This window comes from Paraburkholderia sp. RAU6.4a (genome assembly GCF_050435625.1).
Classification (GTDB): Bacteria; Pseudomonadota; Gammaproteobacteria; order Burkholderiales; family Burkholderiaceae; genus Paraburkholderia; species Paraburkholderia tuberum.
Window position 1 is genome coordinate 1,792,563 of sequence record NZ_JBNDKQ010000002.1, and the last position, 19,141, is coordinate 1,811,703.

Consider the following 19,141-nt stretch of genomic DNA (forward strand, 5'->3'; position numbering starts at 1 on the left):
TACGCGCCGACATGACGCCGCTCCGGTCATTATGGCGCCGGCACGTGTTTTCCGTTGTCACGTGCCTGATTTTGTTGCTATAATCGTCGGTTTCGAAGCTTGCTCAGTTTTCGAATGGTCTTCGGACGCGGTTCTCAGGTTGGCGCAGCGCCGCCTGTCAATACATCCGGATGCCTTGAAACACGAGCCCGCCTTCGCGTAGTTCGATCGATTTTTTCGACACTTTTGCGCCCTTGGGCAATCGCTTCCAAGGGTTCGGATCGAGAAGCAGCACCTCGCCTCATCATTGAAGGCCGGGTACTGGAAACAGGAACAGGATAAGGAACCGTCATGGCTAACTCCGCACAAGCACGCAAGCGCGCCCGCCAGGCCGCGAAGGCAAACTCGCACAACTCGGCACTGCGCTCGAAGTTCCGCACGGCTATCAAGGCTGTCCGCAAGGCAATCGACGCAGGCGATCACGCTAAGGCCGCCGAAATCTTCAAGGCATCGTCGAAGACCATCGACATCATCGCCGACAAGAACATCGTTCACAAGAACAAGGCAGCTCGCAACAAGAGCCGCCTCGCTGCAGCCGTCAAGGGTCTGCAAGCGCCCGCAGCGCAGTAATTCCGGTCGGCCCGCTTCGGCGGGCTACCTCCTGTTTCCGCTGCACAAGAAGCCCGCTTTGGCGGGCTTTTTTGTTTCGGTTGAATTGCCAGCCACAAAAAAACCCGCTGCTTGCGGGTTTTTGTTTTTCTGCTTTTGCCGATCCGGTCGACTTACATCAGATGACGTGCCGTTTGGCTTGCGGCGCAGGCGCATGCTCGAGTTCCAGCTCACACGCCTCGGTGACCAGCAGGTCGTTGTCTTTCGCGAAGTTCATAACGAAATCGAAGGCCATTGGTTCGATGTCGCGCAGCCGCGAATCGAGAATCACGCATTTGAGGTCGCCGATCATGGTCGGCCGCACGTACAGCGAGTACTGCATATAGGCGTTCGGCCCCTTCCTCACGCCGGGCCCGAACGACGACATGACGCCCGCGAGCCGCTCCGACCAGTCGCTCGGCCGAAATTTTTTTCCGGTCGACGTAATGCCCTGAATGAAATATTCGATTGGAGCTGCTTCGGCCATGTAGAAATACCTGTGTGACTGCCCAGCGGAATGACGACCAACCGGCGACGCCAGTTGTACGCTCGAACTCACCGCAAGCGGCATGTACGGCAAGCGCTTGCAGCCACCTGCGACGTGCGTGGGATCTGGCGCTAACGCAACAATGACGAACCGCACCACGAGAACCGCTGCGGCGAACCGGCTGAACCGCTCTGGCGTCTGTCATGACGGCCACGCCGTGACAGGCTTTCCGCGCCGCGCGAGCCGCGTTTCTTCAAGCGAAACGCCGGCCTGCTGGGCTTTGGGATAACCCGCAGATTATAGCGCAGCGGGCCCTTTTCCGCAGCGCACACAAGCGCCTTCCGACGACCCCGCGAAGCCCGGTACGACGCTTTCGAATCGCTTGCGGCGCCTTCCCGCCGACTCGTCAAACGAGGCGAAATCCTTTATGCTGCATGGAGTTACCACCATACCGACGGCGGCGCAGTCCGGCAACCCTGCCGGGTGAGACCGCCGTATTTGTTTCATGACCGCCAAGAAAATTCGCCACTACCTGCAGTTCAAGGACTTCTCGCTGGAAGACTACGAGTACGTGCTGGAGCGCGCGCGCATCCTGAAACGCAAATTCAAGAACTACGAGACCTATCACCCGCTGCATGACCGCACGCTGGCGATGATCTTCGAAAAGAATTCGACACGCACGCGCCTGTCGTTCGAAGCCGGCATCTTCCAGCTGGGCGGCCACGCCGTGTTCATGAGCACGCGCGACACGCAGCTCGGCCGCGGCGAGCCGATCGAAGACGCCGCGCAAGTCATCTCGCGCATGGTCGACATCATCATGATCCGCACGTTCGGCCAGGACATCATCCAGCGCTTCGCCGAGAATTCGCGCGTGCCGGTGATCAACGGGCTCACGAACGAATACCACCCGTGTCAGGTGCTCGCAGACATCTTCACGTACTTCGAGCATCGCGGTCCAATTCGCGACAAGACGGTCGCGTGGGTCGGCGACGCGAATAACATGCTGTACACGTGGATCGAAGCCGCGCAGATTCTCGGGTTCCGGCTGCGCCTGTCCACGCCGCCCGGCTACAAGCTCGACCGCGCGCTCGTCGCGGCGCAAAGCGCGTCGTTCCACGAGGAATTCGACGACCCGAACGAAGCCTGCACGGGCGCCGATCTCGTCACCACCGACGTGTGGACCAGCATGGGCTTCGAGGCCGAGAACGAAGCGCGCAAGAAGGCCTTCGCAGACTGGTGCGTCGACGCCGACATGATGGCGCGCGCGAATCCCGACGCGCTCTTCATGCACTGCCTGCCCGCGCATCGCGGCGAAGAAGTCAGCGCGGAAGTGATCGACGGAGCGCAGAGCGTCGTGTGGGATGAGGCGGAAAACCGTCTGCACGTGCAGAAGGCGTTGATGGAATACCTGCTGCTCGGCAAGCTCAATCACTGAGCGAGCCGCTGGTCCATACACGCGCCGGAACCGCGGGCACAAAAAAGGCGCCGGGAGGAAACTCCCGGCGCCTATTGCATTCGTCGGCGGCGACGCTCCGCGGGGCAACTCAGCGCGAAAAGAGAGAACTGCCGCTCACAGGCAAACTGGCTCCGCCTCCAGTTCCACGCCGAATCGCTCGAACACGTCGTGCTGGATCGCCCGTGCCAGCGCCAACACTTCCGTGCCGCTCGCGCCACCGCGATTCACCAGCACCAGCGCCTGTCGCTCATGCACGGCCGCCGCGCCCATCGCGCGACCCTTCCAGCCGCATCGGTCGATCAGCCAGCCGGCCGCCAGCTTCACCCGCCCATCCGCTTGCACATGCGACACGACTTCCGGCTCGCGACGCTTCAGCGCCTCGAACTGGGCGGCATCGATTACCGGATTCTTGAAGAAGCTCCCCGCGTTGCCCAGTTCGAGCGGATCGGGCAGCTTCGCACGCCGCACGGCGACGACCGCATCGAAAATGGCTTGCGCGGTCGGCTGCGTGGCCGCACCCTCGGCTTGGCCAGCGCTCGCCGCATGACCGCGCGCCGCCAGCTCGCGCGCGAGATCCGCGTAGCCCGCGCGCGGCTGCCACGCCTTCGGCAAACGGAACGTCACCGACGCAATCACGAAGCGCTCGCGCCCTTCCCGCTTGAAAAGGCTGTCGCGATAGCCGAACCGGCACGCATCGCCGTCGAGTTCGACGGCCTCGCCGGTCACGAGCTCGATCGCCCGCAGCGACGCGAAGCGTTCGCACATTTCGAGCCCGTACGCGCCGATGTTCTGGATTGGCGCCGCGCCGACCGTGCCAGGTATCAGCGCGAGATTCTCGAGGCCGGGCATGCCCTGCGCCAACGTCCACGCGACGAACTCGTGCCACGGCTCGCCGCCGGCCGCCTCGACATACCACGCATCCTGATCCTCGCGCACCACGCGGCGCCCGCGCAGCGCCACCAGCAGCACGATCCCGGCGAAGTCGCCGGTCAGCATGACGTTGCTGCCACCGCCCAGCACGAGGCGCGGCAGGCCCTCGACGCGCGGATCGCGCACCGCGGCGAGCAACTGTTCCTCACGCTCGATCAGGCACGCGAACTGCGCGCGCACGTCGAAGCCGAAGGTGTTGTGGGCCTTCAGCGGATAGCCGGCCAGGAGGGACGCGACGGCGGGAGCGGCAAGAGCGGATTGGGACATCGGAATGGCAACAGGGCAACGACGGGAAGCAACAGGAAACGACAAAAACAACCAATGACGCGCCTGACGACACGAGCGGCGCTGCCCGGCGCGGGATCGCCCGCCGTCGCGACGCCGCGCGGCGGCCTTGGGCAAAAGAGAGCGGCGTCGGTAAAATGACGTCCGGTCCGTAATTATAGCGAGTGCCTCGCGCTCAGCCGACCGGCTGTGTCGCGCACTGCCGCACTATTGGGAGAAAGCAATGCCATCGTTTGACGTCGTCTGCGAAGCGAACATGATCGAAGTCAAGAACGCGATCGAGCAGTCCAACAAGGAAATTTCGACGCGTTTCGACTTCAAGGGGTCCGACGCGCGCGTCGAACACAAGGAAAACGAAATCACCGCGTACGCCGACGACGACTTCAAGCTCGGCCAGGTGAAGGACGTGCTGCTGTCGAAAATGGCCAAGCGCAACGTCGACGTGCGCTTCCTCGACTACGGCAAGATCGAGAAGATCGGCGGCGACAAGGTCAAGCAGGTCATCAAGATCAAGAAGGGCGTCTCGGGCGATCTGTCGAAGAAAATCGTGCGTCTGGTGAAGGACAGCAAGATCAAGGTGCAGGCGAGCATTCAGGGCGACGCGGTGCGCATCACCGGTGCGAAGCGCGATGATCTGCAAAGCGTGATCGCGATGCTGCGCAAGGACGTGACCGACACCCCGCTCGACTTCAACAACTTCCGCGACTAAGCGGCACGGCGCGCCTGGCTTGCAACGAGCCTCCCGCGGACCCGGAAGCGCTTCGCATCGGGCCATCGGGTCGGGCGAAGCGCTCAGCCCACTTCAAAGATCGTTGCCCGCCGCCGGACCGGCTGCCTTCTTTTTGTCGCCGATACGGCTCTCCTGCCCCCGCATCAGCTTCGCAATATTGCCGCGATGCCGCCACACGAGCAGCAGGCTCATCACCAGAACCGCGAGCGCGACGATGCGCGGCCCGAACAGAAACACGTAGAACAGCGGCGCGAACAGCGCCGAGCACAGCGCCGCGAGCGACGAGTAGCGCGTAAAGAACGCGACGATCAGCCAGGTTAGCAAGGTCGCGACGCCAAGCGTCGGGTTGATCGCGAGCAGCACGCCCGCGGCGGTCGCGACGCCTTTGCCGCCCTTGAAGCGGAAGAAAATCGGATACAGGTGACCGAGAAACACCGCAAGCGACGCAATCGCGGTCGCGCGCTCGTCGAGCCCGTAACGCGCGCCGAAATGCACGACCAGCCATACCGGCAGCCAGCCCTTGAAGGCGTCGCCGATCAGCGTCAGAATCGCGGCCTTCTTGCTGCCGCTGCGCAGCACGTTGGTGGCGCCCGGGTTGCCCGAGCCGTACGAGCGCGGGTCGTCGAGACCCATCGCGGCGCTCACGATCACGGCAAACGACAACGAACCGATCAGATAGGCAACGACAGCGACGATCAGGTTTTGCATCTGGGACTCTTATAAGGATCGCGGTCTGACATTCGATACCCCGACCGCAACAGGGCATGCCCGCCGAATCAGGGCGGCGCACATTTTACCGAACGCGTCCGTGCGAAAAACATTCAGGCAAACGTCAACCCGCTCATCGGCGTCAGTCCACGCTCGCGCATTGCACCGGCTTTGCCGCGAGCAGATCGGTGAGCACCTTCGGCTCGATGCTGACGAGAAAGCCGCGCCGCCCGCCGTTCAACCAGATTTTGTCCATCTCGAGAATGGTCGATTCGACGTACACCGGCATCTGCTTGCGCGTGCCGAACGGCGACGTGCCGCCGATCAGATAACCCGAATGCCGGTTCGCGACCTCGGGCTTGCACGGCTCGACGCGCTTCGCGCCGATCTGCCGCGCGAGGTTCTTGGTGCTGACGGTGCGATCGCCGTGCATCAGCACGATCAACGGCTTCGCGTGCTCGTCTTCCATCACCAGCGTCTTCACGACGTGATGCTCGTCGACGCCGAGCTGGCACGACGATTCCGCGGTGCCGCCATGCTCGACGTAGTCGTAAGGATGCTCGCCGAACGTGACGCCGTGACGGCGCAGCAGCTGCGTGGCGGGTGTTTCCGACACATGTCTGGATTTGCTCATCGGCGCATTGTAATGGCGAGTTTGCACAACGGCTATTTGCCGGATGGCCAATTGTGCGGGTTCGACACTTGTGGCACGATCGTTCGAAAATATGCCGGCGTGGTGCGAGATACTGCGCGCAGGGCCACGAATTGGTAAAGAGGAGACAGTGTTGAAGCAGGCTTCATCCATCCGTTCCACGATCGATATCCCCGCGCTGCTCGCCGCCCTGCCCGCGCGCATCGGCGACATTCCGGCGCTCGCCGCCGCACGCGATCCGCGGCATGTCGCGCTGATCGAAGATGCGCGCCGCCTGACCAACGCGCAACTGCGCGAGGCCGTCGATGCGGCCGCCGCGCTGCTGCGCGACTGGGGCGTGCGCGGCGGCGATCGCGTGATGATCGTCGCGGAGAACAGCATCGCGCAAATCGTGCTGCTGTTCGCGACCGCGAAGCTCGATGCGTGGGCGCTCGTGTCGAACGCCCGACTGTCGGCCGCCGAACTCGATTCGATCCGCGCGCATGCGCAACCGCGCGTCGTCGCGTATGCGCTCGAAAGCTCGCCCGACGCACGCCAGCATGCCGAGCGGCATCGAGCGACGCACGCACCCACGCTGTCGCCGGACATCGGCGCATGGTCGTATGCGGTGGACAGCAGCGTGCAAGCCGAAGCTGTCGAAGCCGCCAGCGACCGCCAATGCGCGGCGCTGATCTACACGACCGGCACCACCGGCACGCCGAAAGGCGTGATGCTGTCGCATCGCAATCTGCTGTACATCGCGGCCGTGTCGAGCCGGCTGCGCCAGGTCGGGCCCGACGACGTCGTCTATGCGGTGCTGCCGATCTCGCATGTGTACGGCTTCGCGTCGGTGTGTCTCGGCAGCCTGCGTGCGGGCGCGACGTTGCGGCTCGCGCCGCGCTTCGTGCCGGAAGCGGTGCGCCTCGCCCTCGCCGCCGAGCACGTCTCGATCTTCCAGGGCGTGCCGGCGATGCACGCGAAGCTGCTCGAACATCTGCACACGCACGGCCACGCATGGTCCGCGCCGCGACTGCGCTTCGCGTACTCGGGCGGCTCGCCGCTCGACGCCGCGCTGAAGGCGCAGGTCGAAGCCGTGTACGGTCTGCCGCTGCACAACGGCTACGGCATGACCGAAAGCAGCCCGACCGTGTCGCAGACGATGGTCGACGCGCCGCGCGCCGATTGCTCGGTCGGCGAAGTCATTCCGGGCGTCGAAGTGAAGTTCGTCGGGCTCGACGGCGCCGACGCCGCGCCGGGCGAGATCGGCGAGCTATGGGTGCGCGGGCCGAACGTGATGCTCGGCTATTACCGCAACCCCGAGCAGACCCGCGCGAGCGTCACCGAGGATGGCTGGCTGAAGACCGGCGACCTCGCGCGGCAGGCCGCGGACGGCGCGTTGCATATCGTCGGGCGCAGCAAGGAGCTGATCATCCGCTCGGGCTTCAACGTGTATCCGGCCGAGGTCGAGCACGTGCTGAACGCGCATCCGCAGGTCGTGCAGTCGGCGGTGATCGGACGCGCGGTCGAGGGCAACGAGGAGGTGATCGCGTTCGTCGAACTGGTTTCCGGCGCGACGGTCACGCCCGCGGAGTTGATCGCGTGGTGCGGCGAGCGGCTCGCGCCGTATAAGCGGCCAGCCGAGCTGAAGGTGCTCGCGGCGCTGCCGGCCGCATCGACCGGCAAGATTCTCAAGCACCGGTTACGCGAGTTCGTGTGAAGCGCGCGGGCACCCGCGCGCTTCATGTCGTGCTCACCCGCGCGGATGATGCTGCGCATGCAGCGATTTCAGCCGCTCTCGCGCGACGTGCGTGTAGATCTGCGTCGTCGAAATATCGGTGTGACCGAGCAGCAATTGCACGACGCGCAGATCCGCGCCGTGATTGAGCAGATGGGTCGCGAACGCGTGCCGCAGCGTGTGCGGCGACAACGGCGCATGGACGCCCGCGGCCTGCGCGTGTCGCTTGATGATGTTCCAGAACTGCTGGCGCGTCATGCCTTCCGCGCGTGTCGTCACGAATAGCGCATCGGCCGCGCGCGGGCCGAGGAGCGCCGGGCGCGCCTCGCGCAGATAGCGCTCGATCCACGCGTGCGCCTCTTCGCCGAACGGAACCAGCCGCTCCTTCGAGCCCTTGCCAGTGACGCGCACGACGCCTTCGTTGAGTCCCACCTCGACGGTTTTCAGTGTGACCAGTTCGGTCACGCGCAAGCCGCTCGCGTACATCAACTCGAGCATCGTGCGATCGCGCAAGCCGAGCGGCGTGTCGATGTCGGGTGCGCCGAGCAACGCTTCGACCTGGACCTCGCTCAACGTCGAAGGAAATCGCGGCGGCTGCTTCGCCGAGCGGATGCGCAAGGTCGGATCGGCGGCCGCGCGATGCTCGCGCACCGCCCATGCGTAATAGCGGCGAAACACCGACAGCCGGCGGTTCGCCGAAGTCGCCTTGTCCTTTTGCCGCGCCGCGCTGTAGGCGCTCAGGTCGGCTTCGCTCGCGGTGTCGAGCGAAGCGTTGCGCGTGTGCGCGAGCCATTCGCAGAAGAGCCGCAAGTCGCGGCGATACGCGTCGAGCGTGTTGCGCGACAGGCCATGCTCGAGCCACAGCGCGTCGCAGAAGGCGTCGATCGATGCGGAGCTGGTCAGCAGCAGCGGTGATGCGGCGGCTGTGTCTTCGACGTGTACAGCGGTATTGGCGGTGCTCGTGCTCATGCGTACGGCACACCTTCATGCGCGAGCAACCAGCGCTTCACGTTGCGGAAGAAGCCGTCGCCGCCATCGTGCGCGAAGCCGCCGATGCCGCTCGAACTCACCACGCGGTGACACGGAATCACGATCGGAAAGAAATTGGCGCCGCACGCCTGGCCGACCGCGCGCGGCACGCTGCCGAGCTGCTTCGCGAGTTGTCCGTAAGTCAGCACGACGCCGGGCGGGATGTCGCTGATCGCCTGCCACACGCGCCGCTGGAACGCGGTGCCGCACTCGGCGAGCGGCAGCTCGAATTTCGCTGACGCGTGCTCGAAATAACGCTCGATCTGTTCGGCCACCTCGCGTGCGAGCGGCGTGTCGGGCGCGACGTTGGGGGTCGAGTCGGGCAGATAGACGATCTCGCGCACGGCTTCGCCTTCGAGCCGGATGCCGATTTTGCCGAACGGCGCATCGATCACTGCGTTGAACATGATTGCCTGCTCCTCTAGGGTCTGTTTACATATGGAACGCACGTGCGAATGCCCGCTATCGGCCGTCCCCCAAGGGGACTTCCTTCGGGGCGCATGGCAAGGAGTAAGGAGCGCTGCGTGGCCGCGCCACGTGAGCGACGCACGACGCCGCCATGCGGCCGATAGTGGGCATTCCCCTGGAATGAAATTCAGAACTGGGGTTGCCGCGAGAAGGGCCGCTCGCTGCGTCATGCTCCTTGCGAATACGTCGAGTATTCGCGGCGTCGCAATCCTTGCGAGCGGCCCTTCTCGCGGCAACGCACGTGCGTTCCATATGTAAACAGACCCTAGCGTGCCAGATCGCCGGCACCGAATTGCCACGACTTTACGCCGCTTCGAGCGCCCACTCCACATGCTCGCGCACGACCGCCGACGGATCGTCGGCTCGCTGCCTCAAAGCCAGCACGATCGCGCCACGGGCATCGAGGTCGAGACTTGCTGGCGCGGCGCGCAACGCGTTACCCATGCCGACCGCGAGATTGCGCAGCCAGCTCTCGTAGCCGATGCGGCGAATCGCGCTGCCCTGCATGCGCGTATCGAACTCCTCGGCGCTCCACGCGAACAGTTCGACCAGCGACGCGCGATCGAGCCCGTGCCGCACGTCGAAATCGGCGACCGGTGCGGCCTGCGCGAACTTGTTCCAGGGACACACGAGCTGGCAATCGTCACAGCCGTACACCCGATTGCCGATCAGCGGCCGCAGGTCGAGCGGAATACTGCCCTTCAGCTCGATCGTCAGATACGAGATGCAACGCCGCGCGTCGACCTTGTACGGCGCGACGATCGCGCCGGTCGGACAGGCGCCGATGCAGCGCGCGCAGCTGCCGCAATGCGAGCCCGGCGTTTCGGGCGCGGCCTCGGGCGAGGTTTCGGCGTCGGTCGGCAGCGGCACGTCGACATAGATCTCGCCGAGGAAAAACAGCGAGCCGGCGTCGCGCTGCAGCAGCAATGTGTGCTTGCCGCGCCAGCCGATGCCGGCCTTCTGCGCAAGCTCGACTTCGAGCACCGGCGCCGAATCGGTGAACACGCGATAGCCGACCGGCCCGATCGCCGCTTCGATCCGGTCGGCCAGTTGTTGCAGACGCTGACGCATCACCTTGTGATAGTCGCGGCCGCGCGCATAGATCGACACGACCGCCGTCGACGGGTCCGCGAGCCGCGCGTGCTCGGCCGCGCGCCAGTCGCGCGCGCGGGGTGTGGCGCATGAGGCGGGTGGCGTTACGTCTTGCGGCATGCTTTCAGGCGCGCTTTCATGTCCCCCTTCATGCGCCCCTTCAGTCGCCTCTGCTTCCAGCGTCTGCGCAGGCAAATAGGCGATGCGCGCGGTGATCACGCGTCGCGTGCCGGCCACAAGCTCGGCCGGCCGCGCGCGTTTCATGCCGTGTTTGGCCATATAATCCATCTCGCCGTGGCAACCCGCTTCGAGCCACGCTGCAAGCGGCGCTTCGGCGGCCGACAGATCGGTATCGCTAATGCCGATCGCCCCGAAACCGAGTTCACGGCCCCACGTCTTGATGTCGAGCGCGAGCACACGAAGCGCCGCCTCGTCGAAACGGGACGTTGCGCCAGAAGCTCGCATGGCATCATCGGCCGATGCGGGCGTGCAGAAAACAGGGGACTTCGGACTTCGGTTCATCACGCCATTTTACGAGAATGCCTGTCAATCCCGATCACGCGCCCCTACCGTCCGCTCCCGTGCTGCTCGAACGCTCTGTCGCGCTCGCGGACGAAGCCGCCACGCAGGCGTTCGGCGCGCGCTTCGCACAGGCGATCGAAAGCGTGCGCGCGGCCTCGCATCAGGCACAGCCAGCCCAGCCTGGCGCCGCAAGCGGCCCCGCGTTCCACGGCCTGCAAGTCCAACTGGTCGGCGACCTCGGCGCCGGCAAAACCACGCTCGTGCGCGCGACCTTGCGCGGCCTCGGCCACACCGGCCGCGTGCGCAGTCCGACCTACACGCTCGTCGAACCGTATGTGCTCGAGCGGCCCGCCGGGGAACTCGCGCTCTATCACTTCGATCTGTACAGATTCACCGATCCGGCCGAATGGGCCGACGCGGGCTTTCGCGAATATTTCGACAGCGGCGCGGTCTGCCTCGTCGAATGGCCGCAACGCGCGGGAGCGCTGCTCGGCGTGCCGGATCTCGTCTTCTTGCTCGGGCTCGTCGGCAACACAGACGCAAACGCGGACGCACGCGTACTCGTCGCACGCGCTTATAGCGAATCAGGAAAGGCATGTCTCGAAAGATGTTAATCAAACCATTCCATTCGATCGAATCGGCGGCGGGCGCAACGCATAACTGGCGGCGCCGGCAGATCCTGCGCGCCGGTGCGTCGACGCTGGTGCTCGGCCTCGTCGCTCCGCGTCTCGCGTTTGCGAGCTCGGTGCTCGGCGTGCGCGTGTGGCCCGCGCGCGACTACACGCGCGTGACGATCGAATCCGATCAGCCGCTGCAGAACACGCAGCAACTGCTGCAGGGACCGGACCGGCTCGTCGTCGATCTGAACGGCCTCGACCTCGATCAGGCGCTGAAGGAGCTGGTCTCGAAGATCACACCGAACGATCCGCAGATTTCGTCGGTGCGGGTCGGGCAGTATCAGCCGCACGTGGTGCGCATGGTGTTCGACCTGAAGGGCTCAGTGAAGCCGCAGGTGTTCGCGCTGCCGCCGGTCGGCGCGTACAAGTACCGGCTCGTGTTCGACCTGTATCCGGCTGTCGCGCCCGATCCGTTGATGGACCTGCTCGCGCAGACCGAGCGCAAGCAGCAGGCGCTCAACGAAGAAAACAGCGCGCCGCCCGCGACGCTTGCCGGCCCCGGCACGGCGCCGCCGGTCGACAACAGCGAAGCGTTCTTCGAGCACTACGCGCAGAACGGTGGCGCCGGCAATGGCGCCGCGGGCGTACCGCATCCCGCCACGCATGGCACGACGGCGCCGTCCGCGCCGGTCATTGCCGGCAGGCAGGCGGCGCCGTCCGCGCCCTCCGCGCCGCCTGCCGCACTGGCGCGCAACAAGGGTGGCAACGCCAACAGCAACAGCACCGCACGCGGTCTCGACAGCAACAACGACAACCTCGGCGACAGCGGCGACACCTACGCATTCACCACACCGAAGTCGAGCCGCAGCAACACCGTGCGACTGCTCACCGTCGCAATCGATCCGGGTCATGGCGGCGAGGACCCGGGCGCGATCGGCGGCGCAGGCACCTACGAGAAGCACGTCGCGCTCGACATCGCGAAGAAGCTGCGCGCGAAGATCGACGCGCAGCCGAACATGCGCGCGATGATGACGCGCGACGCCGACTTCTTCGTGCCGCTGAACGTGCGCGTGCAGAAAGCGCGCCGCGTCGGCGCGGACCTGTTCGTGTCGATCCACGCGGACGCGTTCACGACGCCCGAGGCGAAGGGCTCCTCGGTGTTCGCGCTGTCGGAGCACGGCGCGTCGAGCGCGGCCGCGCGCTGGATGGCGAACAAGGAGAACTCGTCGGATCTGATCGGCGGCATCAACATCAAGTCCGCCGACGCCACCGTGAATCGCGCACTGTTCGACATGTCGACCACCGCGCAGATTCGCGACTCGATGCGCTACGGCAACTTCGTGCTCAAAGAGATCGGCGACATCAACAAGCTGCACAAGGGCTCGGTCGAGCAGGCCGGCTTCGCGGTGCTGAAGGCGCCGGACATTCCGTCGATCCTCGTCGAGACCGCGTTCATCAGCAATCCGGACGAAGAGCGTCGCCTGAACGACGACGCGTATCGCGACAAGATGGCCAGCGCGATCCTGACCGGCATCAAGCGCTATTTCGCGGCGAATCCGCCGCTCGCAAAGGGCCGCATGACGTGATGTCGGCACACACGAACCAATCACAAAACGGCCCTCCGGCCGTTTTGTTATTCACGCTCGCAACCCGTGGCGCAACGGTTGCTCAGCGTGCCGGTATCAAGCGCTGCACGACCCAGCCGCCGAACACGTTGACCGCGAGCCCCGCCATCACGAGCAACGCGCCCGCCACCTGCATCGCAGACAGTTGCTCGCCGAGCAGCCACGACGCCGACGCGAGTCCGACGATTGGCACCAGCAGCGAGAACGGCGCGACCTGGCTCGCCGGATAGCGCGACAGCAGACGGCTCCACAAGCCATAGCCGAGCAGCGTCGCGATAAACGCCAGATAGACGATCGCGAAGATCGACAGCGCGCTGATACCGGTCAGCGCGGAGGCGATCTCGCGCGGCCCTTCGAACACGAACGACGCCGCGAAAAACGGCAGCGGCGGAATCAGGCTCCCCCACACGACGAGTCCGACCAGATCGACCTTGCCGACCTTCTTCGTAACGATGTTGCCGAGTGCCCACATGCACGCGGCGCACAGCGTCAGCAGGAAACCAGCGACGGACATCGTGTGGCCGCCTTGCAGGCCGATCACCGCAAGCCCCGCCGCGGCGACCAGCAGACCCGCGACGTTCGGCAAACGGAAGCGCTCGTGCAGAAACAGCGCCGCGAAGACCAGCGTGAAAAACGCCTGCGCCTGAAGCACCAGCGATGCAAGCCCCGCCGGCATGCCGACGTACATCGCCGAGAACAGGAACGCGAATTGCCCGAACGAGATCGTCGCGCCGTAGGCGAACAGCCACCGCCACGGCATCTGCGGCCGCTTGACGAAAAACACCGCCGGGACCGCAGCGAGCGTAAAGCGCAGCGCGCCGAGCAGCATCGGCGGCACGCCGTGCAGGCCGACCTTGATCACGACGAAATTGACGCCCCACGCGAGTACGACGATCAGCGCGAGCAGCAAGTCCCTGGGCGACATCCGGGTCTCCAAAGAAATGGTTCGATCTGGCAGTGTAACGGAGGCCGCCAATTCGCTTCGTTGCGCCCGCTCGTGGCGAGCGTGCGCCGTTGCCTCGGCAGCGCGCGACGCGCAGTAGAATCGACCATTCGAGCCTTCTCCTTCCATTTTCCCGTCGAGCCCGCCCATGACTTCCTCGATCAAAGCCGTCCTCAAACCGCACTTACGCGACATCGGCAATCTGACCGTGCGGCGTGTCCTGCCCGCGATGGCGGCGCGCCTCGTCGGCCCGTTCATTTTCTTCGACCACATGGGCCCCGCGACCCTCGAACCCGGCAGCGGCCTCGACGTGCGCCCGCATCCGCATATCGGCCTCGCGACCGTCACCTATCTGTTCGACGGCGCGATCATGCATCGCGACAGCCTCGGCTCCGAGCAGAAGATCGTCCCCGGCGACGTCAACTGGATGACGGCCGGGCGCGGCATCGTCCATTCGGAGCGAACGCCGCCGGAAGACCGCGCGCGCGGCCAGACGATTCACGGCATCCAGACCTGGGTCGCGCTGCCGCTCGCCGATGAAGACGCCGAGCCGTCGTTCGCGCATCACGCGGCGGCGACCTTGCCGGTCGTCGAGCGCAACGGCGTGACGCTGCGCGTGATCGCGGGCACCGCGTTCGGCGCGGTGTCGCCGGTCGCGACGTTTTCGGGCACGCTGTACGTCGCCGCCGACTTCACGCCGGGCAGCGCGTTCGCGCTCGAACCGGAGCACGAGGAGCGCGGTGTATATCTGGTGGAAGGCGATCTGGAGATCGACGGCACGCCGCTCGAAGCGGGCCAGATGGCCGTGCTCGCGCTCGACGAAACCGTCACGCTCGCCAGCACGCACGGCGCGCGAGCGATGCTGCTCGGCGGCGAGAAGCTCGACGGCGAGCGCTTCATCGAATGGAATTTGGTCGCGAGCTCGCGCGAGAAAATCGAAGCCGCGAAGCTCGCGTGGACCAATCAGGAAATGGGCCACGTGCCCGGCGAAACCGAATGGATTCCGCTGCCGCAGCGCAAGTGACGGCGCCGGGCCGCGCGCCAGGGTGGGCATTGAATTCGCGCGATTCGGCCCCACCTAGCGCCTGTTCACAAACCGTTTCTATCGACGAGGACGCAATGGACACCACTCTGGCCACTTTCGAACAGGACGTCATCAAGGCGTCGATGCTGGCCCCCGTGCTGGTCGATTTCTGGGCGCCGTGGTGCGGCCCCTGCAAGAGCCTCGGCCCGATGCTCGAAAAGCTCGAAGCCGAAGCCGCCGGCAAATGGAAGCTCGTGAAGGTCAACGTGGACGAGAACCACGAGCTGGCCGCGCACTTCCAGGTGCGCAGCATTCCGCACGTGATCGCGTTCGCCGACGGCCAGGCCGTCGATCAGTTCGTCGGCGTGCTGACGGAAGGACAGCTGCGCGAGTTCCTCGACCGGCTCGTGCCGCAAGGGGCGCCGGCCGCGCGCATCGAAGCGCAGACCGCGCTCGCCGAAGGCCGCCGCGACGACGCCTACGACCTGCTGCAAGCGGCGCTCGCGTACGACCCGGGCTTCGACGACGCGCGCATGGACCGCATCGAGTTACTGCTCGAAGACAACCGCATCGATGAGGCCCGCAACGAAGTCGATCTGCTGTCGCCGAAAACCACGCAAGGCATCGACGCGCGTTTCAACGCGATCAAGACGCGGCTCGACGCGGTGGACGCCGCCGCGGACCTGCCGCCCACCGATGCGCTCGAAGCGCGCGTCGCCGGCCACCCCGACGATCTCGAAGCACGCTTCGATCTTGCGAATGCGTTTATCGCGCGACGCAAATACGCGCAGGCGCTCGAACATCTGCTCGCGATCGTGCAACGCGACCGCGCGTTCCGCGACGATATCGGCCGCAAGACGATGTTGTCGGTGTTCGATCTGGCCGCGCATCAGCCGGAGCTGGTGTCGCAGTGGCGGCGCAGGCTGAGCGCGTCGTTGTATTGATCGATTGTGATGTTTTGCCCGATGGCAGCCTGGGTCAGCGCGGTTGAAACCGCCGCCCGGGCTGCCACCTAAACCGTCGCCTTCTTCGCCAGCTCCCGCAACACGTACGCCGCGGCCGCAAAACCAAAGCTCGCGGTCACGCACACGCTGGAGCCAAACCCGGCGCAGTTCAAGCCGACCGGCCCCGTATGCCCCGGCGACGTGCTCACGTGCTCGGCTTCTTCATCGATATCGCAGACGGCCGCTTCCGGATAGATCAGCGGCTCGTCGGAATACACGGCGTTCACCTTGAACTTCGCCTTCGGCCCGCGCGGAAAGCCATGCTGCTTGCGCAACTGCCCGCGCACCTTCGACAGCAGCGGGTCCTGGATCGTCAGCGCGAGATCGTCGATGCGGATCCGCGTCGGGTCGAGCTGACCGCCCGCGCCGCCGACCGTGATCAGCGGCTGCTTGCGCTCGACGCACCATGCGATCAGCGCGGTCTTCGTGCGCACGCTGTCGATCGCGTCGATCACATAGTCGAAGCCGCCGCCGAGCGTGGCCGCGAAATTGTCCGGCTCGACGAAGTCCTCGATCAGCCGCACCTCGCAGTACGGATTGATTGCCGCGATGCGTTCGGCCATCGCTTCGACCTTCGGTTTTCCGTAATTGCCGTCGAGCGCGTGAATCTGCCGGTTCGTGTTGCTTTCCGCGACGTTGTCGAGATCGATCAGCGTCAGCGTGCCGAGCGCGCTGCGCGCAAACGCCTCCGCGACCCACGACCCCACCCCGCCGATGCCGATCACCGCGACGTGCGCACCCTCGAATGCGGCGAGCGCGGGCGCGCCATACAGACGGGCGATGCCGCCGAAACGGCGCGCGCGGTCGGCGGTTTCGTTCGCGTCGAGGCTGGTAGTAAGATCGGATTGCGCGGCGGTGCTGGACATGATGGCAGGGCTCGAAAACACAGGCGGAACAAAGCAGGCGGCGGCGCTTTGGCAAATCGCCTGGGCAAATTGCTTTGGCAAATGGGGCGCGCAGCCCGTATTTTGCCTGAACACGTGAAAACAGCCGCGCAGGACCACGAGCAGCGACGCAATGTTGCAGACTTGCGCTGGCGCAACATGCGCCGTGCCATACGTTGCTCCGCTCGCGCGCAAAAACCTGACGCCTTAGCTATACTTGGCCCACACTGTAGCGTTCGCATAAGAAAATGATCTCACTCGCCGAGCTTCGAAAAAACTACTCGCTGGGCTCACTGGACGTTGCCGACGTCAACCACGATCCGTTCCGTCAATTCGACACATGGTTCCAGCAGGCCATCGACGCCAAGCTGCCCGAGCCGAATGCAATGACGCTGGCCACGGTCGACGCGCGCGGCCGGCCCTCGGCACGCATCGTGCTCATCAAGGGCGTCGACGAGCGCGGTTTCGTATTCTTCACCAACTATGAAAGCCGCAAGGGCCGCGAACTGAACGTGAACCCCTACGCGAGCCTGCTGTTTCACTGGATCGAACTCGAACGCCAGGTGCGCATCGAGGGCCGCGTCGTCAAAACGAGCGAGGCAGACAGTGACGCGTATTTCGCGTCCCGTCCGCTCGGCTCGCGGATCGGCGCATGGGCATCGAATCAGAGTCAGGTGATTGAAAGCCGTTCGCAGCTCGAAGTACGCGAACGCGAAATCAGCCTGCAATACGGCGAAAATCCTCCGCGTCCGCCGCACTGGGGTGGCTACCGTCTGGTGCCCGACGCGATCGAATTCTGGCAGGGGCGGCCGTCTCGGCTGCACGATCGTCTGCTTTACACGCGCGCGGAAGAAAGCGCCAACTGGCTGATCGCACGCCTGTCGCCCTGACCGGTCGATGACCGGACGAATGAGGCCGGCGGCGGCGCCAACGTAGCGGCGCGCGTCGGCGGGATTGCGTTGCGCGGCCCGCGGAATGCGCCGCGCCATGTCGCGATCCACATAGCTTTGCTTTAAATCAACGAACACGGAGAGATCACATGTTCTGGGAGAAAAAGCTGGCGCAGTGGGTTGAAGATGTCAAAACCACCGCTAACCTGCCCGCACGCCTCGTGCTGTGGGACGGTCAGCAACACGACTTCGGGCAGTTCGCCGCGCCCCGGGTCACGCTACACGTGAAGAGCGCAACCGCGCTGCCCTATCTGCTCGAACCGAGCCTCGACAATCTTGGCGAAGCCTATGTCAAAGGCAAGATCGACATCGAGGGCAAGCTGTCGGACATCATCAATATCGGCTATCAGCTCGCGCGCAGCACCGTGACGAGCGCCGGCAAGCTCGCGCGCGTGCGGCGCTACTTCAATCACTCGAAGACGTCGGATAAGAAAGCGATCCAGTATCACTACGACGTGTCGAACGAGTTCTACAGGTTGTGGCTCGACGAGAACATGGTCTACTCGTGCGCGTACTTCGAGACCGGCACCGAAGACCTCGCGACCGCGCAGCTGAAGAAAATCGATCACATTCTGACCAAAATCCAGCTGCAGCCCGGGCAGCGTCTGCTCGACATCGGCTGCGGCTGGGGCGCGCTCGTGCTGCGCGCCGCGCAGAAGTTCGGCGCGAAGTGCGTCGGCGTCACGCTGTCGCAGAACCAGTTCGATCTCGCCACCGCGCGCGTGAAAGCGGCGGGCCTCGAAAACCAGATCGATATCCGCCTGCAGGACTATCGCGACATCAAGGGGCAGTTCGACCGCATCACGAGCGTCGGCATGTTCGAGCACGTCGGCCGCAAGAACCTGCCCGGCTATTTCCAGAAGATGCACGATCTGCTCGCCGACGACGGCATCGCGATGAACCACGGCATCACGTCGAGCGACGCCGATAGCGGCGAAACCGCGCTCGGCGGCGGTGAGTTCATCGACCGCTTCGTGTTCCCGGACGGCGAGCTGCCGCACATCAGCCTCGCGCTCGAATCGATGCAGCGCGGCGGGCTCGAACCGGTTGACGTCGAAAGCCTGCGCCGTCACTATGCGCACACGCTCGACATCTGGGCGGAAAATTTCGAAGCCCACGCAGACCAGGCGCGCAAGCTCGTCGACGACGAAAAATTCCGCATCTGGCGCGTGTATCTGGCCGGCTGCGCGTATGCGTTCGAAAACGACGACGTGTCGATTTTCCAGGTGGTGTGCCGCAAAGCCGGCCGCAGCGCGAAAACCCTGCCGTGGTCGCGCCGCTACATGTACGAAAAACCGCTGTGACCCGGCTGTGACCCGGTTTGTGACCGGTCGCGCCGCGGCGGCGTGCATGGAGCGCGCGCCGCGGCGCAATTCTGATGAACAGCAGGCCGG

19 protein-coding genes are annotated in these 19,141 nt (G+C 65.0%); 10 read left to right on the forward strand and 9 right to left on the reverse strand.

Features of this window, described 5'->3' with window-relative positions; genetic code table 11:
- The first annotated feature begins 330 nt into the window (after positions 1-330).
- Complete coding sequence (gene rpsT / locus OKW40_RS13000) at positions 331-609, forward strand: 30S ribosomal protein S20 (protein WP_027198671.1); 279 nt, start codon at positions 331-333, stop codon at positions 607-609.
- Between the two features lie 157 nt (positions 610-766).
- Here the strand turns inward: rpsT and OKW40_RS13005 are convergent, their stop codons facing one another.
- Positions 767-1,114: a DUF3579 domain-containing protein gene (locus OKW40_RS13005; RefSeq protein ID WP_008923011.1), complete on the reverse strand. Its 348-nt coding sequence runs from the start codon at positions 1,112-1,114 to the stop codon at positions 767-769.
- A 505-nt stretch (positions 1,115-1,619) separates the two neighbouring features.
- On the opposite strand from OKW40_RS13005, the gene argF reads away from it, so the two are divergent.
- Positions 1,620-2,549 carry an ornithine carbamoyltransferase gene (argF, locus tag OKW40_RS13010; protein WP_429490067.1) on the forward strand — a complete coding sequence of 310 codons (930 nt, stop codon included), beginning with the start codon at positions 1,620-1,622 and terminating at the stop codon, positions 2,547-2,549.
- A 135-nt stretch (positions 2,550-2,684) separates the two neighbouring features.
- Here the strand turns inward: argF and murB are convergent, their stop codons facing one another.
- Positions 2,685-3,767 (reverse strand): UDP-N-acetylmuramate dehydrogenase, encoded by a 1,083-nt coding sequence (gene murB / locus OKW40_RS13015; protein WP_429490068.1) that lies wholly within the window; start codon positions 3,765-3,767, stop codon positions 2,685-2,687.
- A gap of 241 nt (positions 3,768-4,008) precedes the next feature.
- Here murB and OKW40_RS13020 point away from each other — a divergent pair, with 241 nt between their 5' ends.
- A complete protein-coding gene (locus OKW40_RS13020) occupies positions 4,009-4,494 on the forward strand; it encodes a YajQ family cyclic di-GMP-binding protein (protein ID WP_018421633.1) in 486 nt (161 codons plus the stop codon).
- Positions 4,495-4,587: 93 nt separating this feature from the next.
- On the opposite strand, the gene plsY is transcribed toward OKW40_RS13020, so the two are convergent.
- Together plsY and ybaK are read right to left on the reverse strand one after the other, a co-directional pair.
- Positions 4,588-5,223: a glycerol-3-phosphate 1-O-acyltransferase PlsY gene (plsY, locus tag OKW40_RS13025; protein WP_429490070.1), complete on the reverse strand. Its 636-nt coding sequence runs from the start codon at positions 5,221-5,223 to the stop codon at positions 4,588-4,590.
- 142 nt (positions 5,224-5,365) lie between these two features.
- On the reverse strand, positions 5,366-5,857 hold the full coding sequence (ybaK, locus tag OKW40_RS13030; RefSeq protein WP_090801630.1) for a Cys-tRNA(Pro) deacylase: 492 nt from the start codon (positions 5,855-5,857) through the stop codon (positions 5,366-5,368).
- Between the two features lie 151 nt (positions 5,858-6,008).
- Between ybaK and OKW40_RS13035 the strand changes: the two genes are divergently transcribed.
- Positions 6,009-7,571 carry a class I adenylate-forming enzyme family protein gene (locus tag OKW40_RS13035; RefSeq protein WP_429490072.1) on the forward strand — a complete coding sequence of 521 codons (1,563 nt, stop codon included), beginning with the start codon at positions 6,009-6,011 and terminating at the stop codon, positions 7,569-7,571.
- A 33-nt stretch (positions 7,572-7,604) separates the two neighbouring features.
- On the opposite strand, the gene xerD is transcribed toward OKW40_RS13035, so the two are convergent.
- The 3 genes from xerD to queG all read right to left on the reverse strand — a co-directional run bounded on the left by xerD (position 7,605) and on the right by queG (position 10,700).
- Positions 7,605-8,558 carry a site-specific tyrosine recombinase XerD gene (xerD, locus tag OKW40_RS13040; protein ID WP_429490074.1) on the reverse strand — a complete coding sequence of 318 codons (954 nt, stop codon included), beginning with the start codon at positions 8,556-8,558 and terminating at the stop codon, positions 7,605-7,607.
- Complete coding sequence (locus OKW40_RS13045; protein WP_429490075.1) at positions 8,555-9,025, reverse strand: methylated-DNA--[protein]-cysteine S-methyltransferase; 471 nt, start codon at positions 9,023-9,025, stop codon at positions 8,555-8,557. Before OKW40_RS13045 ends, xerD begins: the two co-directional genes overlap by 4 nt.
- A gap of 364 nt (positions 9,026-9,389) precedes the next feature.
- Positions 9,390-10,700 (reverse strand): tRNA epoxyqueuosine(34) reductase QueG, encoded by a 1,311-nt coding sequence (gene queG / locus OKW40_RS13050; protein ID WP_429490077.1) that lies wholly within the window; start codon positions 10,698-10,700, stop codon positions 9,390-9,392.
- A gap of 17 nt (positions 10,701-10,717) precedes the next feature.
- Between queG and tsaE the strand changes: the two genes are divergently transcribed.
- Positions 10,718-11,314, forward strand: coding sequence for a tRNA (adenosine(37)-N6)-threonylcarbamoyltransferase complex ATPase subunit type 1 TsaE (gene tsaE / locus OKW40_RS13055; protein ID WP_429404613.1), 597 nt, complete (start codon positions 10,718-10,720; stop codon positions 11,312-11,314).
- Positions 11,296-12,903, forward strand: a complete 1,608-nt coding sequence (locus tag OKW40_RS13060; RefSeq protein ID WP_429490078.1) for an N-acetylmuramoyl-L-alanine amidase — start codon at positions 11,296-11,298, stop codon at positions 12,901-12,903. The genes tsaE and OKW40_RS13060 overlap by 19 nt, the downstream gene beginning before the upstream one ends.
- Before the next feature lie 82 nt (positions 12,904-12,985).
- On the opposite strand, the gene OKW40_RS13065 is transcribed toward OKW40_RS13060, so the two are convergent.
- Positions 12,986-13,867, reverse strand: coding sequence for an EamA family transporter (locus OKW40_RS13065; protein ID WP_429490080.1), 882 nt, complete (start codon positions 13,865-13,867; stop codon positions 12,986-12,988).
- 166 nt (positions 13,868-14,033) lie between these two features.
- On the opposite strand from OKW40_RS13065, the gene OKW40_RS13070 reads away from it, so the two are divergent.
- Both OKW40_RS13070 and trxA read left to right on the forward strand, forming a co-directional pair.
- Positions 14,034-14,909 (forward strand): pirin family protein, encoded by an 876-nt coding sequence (locus OKW40_RS13070; RefSeq protein WP_429356074.1) that lies wholly within the window; start codon positions 14,034-14,036, stop codon positions 14,907-14,909.
- A 95-nt stretch (positions 14,910-15,004) separates the two neighbouring features.
- On the forward strand, positions 15,005-15,853 hold the full coding sequence (trxA, locus tag OKW40_RS13075) for a thioredoxin (protein WP_090801643.1): 849 nt from the start codon (positions 15,005-15,007) through the stop codon (positions 15,851-15,853).
- Between the two features lie 68 nt (positions 15,854-15,921).
- Here the strand turns inward: trxA and tcdA are convergent, their stop codons facing one another.
- On the reverse strand, positions 15,922-16,779 hold the full coding sequence (tcdA, locus tag OKW40_RS13080; protein ID WP_429490082.1) for a tRNA cyclic N6-threonylcarbamoyladenosine(37) synthase TcdA: 858 nt from the start codon (positions 16,777-16,779) through the stop codon (positions 15,922-15,924).
- A gap of 266 nt (positions 16,780-17,045) precedes the next feature.
- Between tcdA and pdxH the strand changes: the two genes are divergently transcribed.
- Both pdxH and OKW40_RS13090 read left to right on the forward strand, forming a co-directional pair.
- Positions 17,046-17,687 carry a pyridoxamine 5'-phosphate oxidase gene (gene pdxH / locus OKW40_RS13085; RefSeq protein WP_090801646.1) on the forward strand — a complete coding sequence of 214 codons (642 nt, stop codon included), beginning with the start codon at positions 17,046-17,048 and terminating at the stop codon, positions 17,685-17,687.
- Between the two features lie 149 nt (positions 17,688-17,836).
- Positions 17,837-19,051: a class I SAM-dependent methyltransferase gene (locus OKW40_RS13090; protein WP_429404606.1), complete on the forward strand. Its 1,215-nt coding sequence runs from the start codon at positions 17,837-17,839 to the stop codon at positions 19,049-19,051.
- Positions 19,052-19,141: the final 90 nt, after the last annotated feature.